Below are 3,174 nucleotides of genomic sequence, written 5' to 3' on the forward strand. Positions count from 1 at the left end.
GAGTAAGTGGCGATCATCCCAGCCCGCACCCGCCCGATGAACTCGAAGATGTCGTCCTCGGTAAAATGCGCGATGGGGAACAGTTGGAGTTCGCCCTCGCGCTCGATCACCTGGTCCGGGCGCTCACCCGCCTCGATCATGCGCCGCTTGCGGTCAGGACTTTCGGACCAGCGCTTGCCGATGAGCGAGATGGCCGGTTGCGCGTGCCGCGTAGCCTTCAGGATCTTCGTCTTCAGTTTTCGCAGGGGGGTCACCTTCATGTCGACCGAGCACTTGCTGTCCTGGCCCGGCATGGAGGCGATCCCGCGCCCGCCGATGAGGCTGACCAGATAATCCTGCGACAACGAAGGCCGGGCAGTGGCTACCGTGACGGGGATGCCTTGCTTCTGGACGTAGGCCTCGAGCTTCGCGGACTCCCCGTGGTAGTAGCCGTCCATCAGGGGGTTCTCCACGCCCGTGTTGCTGGTGACTACGAACATGGGTGGAAGCTCGGTCAAGACACTGCCGCCCGCCGCGTCCCGGCGTGCGGCGGCCACCTGCTGCATGGCCTCCAGTGCCAGCGCAAGCTGGACGCTGGAGTCCTTCCCCCAGCTCGTTGACAGGATCAGGGGATGCCCTGCCTCGATCAGCAGGCGCAGGGCGCCGATGGTCGCCTCCACCTTGTCCTCGAAGCGGTCGCCGGGACGGTACGGGGCGGCGAGGCCCCATAGATCCCAGGGCTCCCGTCCGTTGTGGACGCACGCGCCAGGCATCTCGGCATGGAATTGCAGAAGGGATTGTTGCATCGCGGGATTCCGTGGAGGGAAGGCCGCACAAGGCGACCTTCGTGGCGCTAGCCCTTGGTCTTCACCGGGGCCTTTTCGACCGGGTAAATCAGGCGGTCGCCCTCGGGGAAGGGATCGCCCAGCGTGGCCGTGGCCAGCGTGGGGAAGTTCGGCACATAGAGAGCCAGGGCCTTGTCCGCCGGGAGGCTCGGATCGGGGTCGTCGAGGGTGACGGAGCCCATGCGAAAGGCGCGTTCGAGAGTCTTGATGCTCATGTGTCGTCCCCTCAGAAATCGAACAGATCGCCGCCGGTCTTGCTGGCGACGGGTGCGGGCGTGGCCCCGGTGCGAGCTTCATCGCCGCAGGAGCCGTCGTCATCACAGGAGCCGCATGCGCCACAGGTGGCATCGTCATCATGGCCGTCATCGCCGTTTGCCACGACCGGGGATGCGGCGGCGACCGGGGCGGCCTTGCCTTTGGTTGGCTTGGGCTTGCCCGCTTTCTCCGTTGCGGCCTTGGCCTGCTTCGTCGCTTCGTTCAGCTTCTCGATCAGTTCGTCATAGGCATCCACGACGTGGCCGCGCTTATCCGCATAGCCCTGCAGGCGGGACGCCAGTTCCGCATCGGCCACCTCGGGGGTGACGCCGCGGATCAGGAAGGGCAGCGCGAGGGCGGCGCGGATGGGTTTGGCCTCGTCGGGCACGGCGTCTTCTTGATCGCGCAGGATTGGCTGGAACATGATGCTCATCGCATCGCCGTTGCGCTCGATCTCGAAGCGCACTTTGTCGCCGGAGCGCATGGCTTTGGCGATGGTCTGGAAGAGGTTGGTTTCGGTCATGGCAGCACCTGCTTGTTGGGGAGTACAGGTGCTAGTTTCCTGATTTCGGAAATCTTGCAAGCGTTCGAGCAAGCGAACGAAGCGAATACCCTAAAAACCCAAGTTCCAAGGAGTTTTGCTCAAAGAGAATTTGGGACAGCGTGTTGACATCTACCGCCTCTCTAGGATGGGTGATGGACAAGCAGAAGGGATCGGGTCAGTAATCACCTGATGCGCAAAAAAAGGGGGGCTTGCGCCCCCTTTTTTTGGGTGTCCCTAGTTTTCGATGATTGACCAGGGAAGGAAGGGCGAACACGCCTTGGAAGCAGAGCTCGTTCAGTTAGGCACTGGCTGGCATCTGAACCGGACGCCCTGACTCAAGGAGGTCTCGAAGGCGGTCCAGAGCATCCTCGCGGGCGAGGTTGAACACCGGGACGGCCCAGCGGCTGGCGATGGCGATGGCCTGCCCCGTGCCCCCCGTCTTCCTGCTGCGCTCCGCTTCGGTTTCGCAACCATCCGGTGTCCAGCAAACGACGAAGTCCGCCGGGGATCGCAGGGTGTGCCCAAGGATCTGGTGCGAGTTCCGGGCCATGAGCTTCTGCTCGGCCTGCCCAAGAGCCTTCCAGTTCGGATGAACCATCTCCGCCAGCCGCATCGCATCAAACGAAGGCGAATCAAGGTCCGAATGGTGGCCGTTAAAACCCGGCCACGGCAGGTAGATCCGCTTCGCCTGCCCTGCCCCGACCTCGAAGGCGGCATCCGCGCCACGGGCGGCGCCAGAGCGCAGGACATAGCCCCACGCCACAAGGCGCTCGGCCACGCGCGTCATGCGGCGCAGCACCGGGGGTGGCGTGTCGCGTGAGCCGATCCCTGCATAGAAGCGGCCGGGCTCCGGGCGCATGAAGGCACGCGGCCCGCCCGCCTCCACAAGGCGCAGCCGGGCGTCGCGAATGCACTCGGCATGGCACCGGGCGGGCGCGCAGGAACAGACGAGGCTCGTCTCCTCGCGGAATCCCGCCAGCCCGGTCAGGACCACCGGGTCGCCCTCGTCCATGCGCTCGTTCAGCCACGCGCAGTAGCGGTCCACCACCTCGTTGCGGTCGCCGTGCTCCCCGATCACGAAAGGATTGCCCCACGGGCTGCCGCGTCCGACATAGACGCTGTTGGCCGGCAGAGTCTTGCCCTTCTTGTAGTGGTGGCGGTTGAGGATGTCCATGATCACCGAGGAAGATCGAGCGACAGCTTCTATCCCTACGAGGCGTCCTTCACGCGAGCCCCGAGCGCGCGGAATGCCTCCGAGTAGCATCCGGCTGCGTTCACCTCGTCCGCGCGATGCCAGAACTGCTTGATAACCTCGAACGCCGCCGCTTGAGCACCAATCGGCATGGCCTGCATGCGACGGGCCAGCGCCACGCAGTCCACGCCCCATTTCTCATCGCCCTCAGGCGCGAAATCGAATAGGTTGTGCCAGAGTCCTCCGAGCACGGACGGGATGCCCAAGCTGTACTGATGCAGCGTGCTCATGTTGGCGTCCACGATGGCGCCCCACTCGCTGGCGGTCAGTTCGGGCATCTGCTCGCGGGCGAGGGTGTC

The 3,174-nt window shown here is 64.6% G+C and carries 5 protein-coding genes; all 5 read right to left on the reverse strand.

The window, feature by feature from the left end; genetic code table 11:
- Nucleotides 1–785 (reverse strand): phosphoadenosine phosphosulfate reductase family protein (locus AB1763_11070; GenBank protein MEW5833364.1); only part of this gene is annotated, 785 nt, incomplete at its 3' end.
- A 47-nt stretch (nucleotides 786–832) separates the two neighbouring features.
- On the reverse strand, nucleotides 833–1,039 hold the full coding sequence (locus tag AB1763_11075) for a PRTRC system protein C (GenBank protein MEW5833365.1): 207 nt from the start codon (nucleotides 1,037–1,039) through the stop codon (nucleotides 833–835).
- Between the two features lie 11 nt (nucleotides 1,040–1,050).
- The gene (locus tag AB1763_11080; GenBank protein MEW5833366.1) at nucleotides 1,051–1,602 is read right to left on the reverse strand and encodes a PRTRC system protein E; all 552 of its coding nucleotides are present in this window, start codon (nucleotides 1,600–1,602) and stop codon (nucleotides 1,051–1,053) included.
- Between the two features lie 319 nt (nucleotides 1,603–1,921).
- Nucleotides 1,922–2,797, reverse strand: a complete 876-nt coding sequence (locus AB1763_11085) for a DUF4326 domain-containing protein (protein ID MEW5833367.1) — start codon at nucleotides 2,795–2,797, stop codon at nucleotides 1,922–1,924.
- Between the two features lie 35 nt (nucleotides 2,798–2,832).
- Nucleotides 2,833–3,174: hypothetical protein (locus tag AB1763_11090; protein MEW5833368.1), on the reverse strand; the 342-nt coding region annotated here is incomplete at its 5' end.

The sequence above is a fragment of the Campylobacterota bacterium genome, from assembly GCA_040752835.1.
In the GTDB taxonomy this organism is placed as follows: Bacteria; Campylobacterota; Campylobacteria; order Campylobacterales; family Sulfurimonadaceae; genus Sulfuricurvum.

Coding starts and splice junctions, on each gene's coding strand:
- AB1763_11075 (MEW5833365.1), bottom strand. CDS start 1,039: ATGAGCATCAAGACTCTCGAACGCGCCTTTCGCATGGGCTCCGTCACC.
- AB1763_11080 (MEW5833366.1), bottom strand. CDS start 1,602: ATGACCGAAACCAACCTCTTCCAGACCATCGCCAAAGCCATGCGCTCC.
- AB1763_11085 (MEW5833367.1), bottom strand. CDS start 2,797: ATGGACATCCTCAACCGCCACCACTACAAGAAGGGCAAGACTCTGCCG.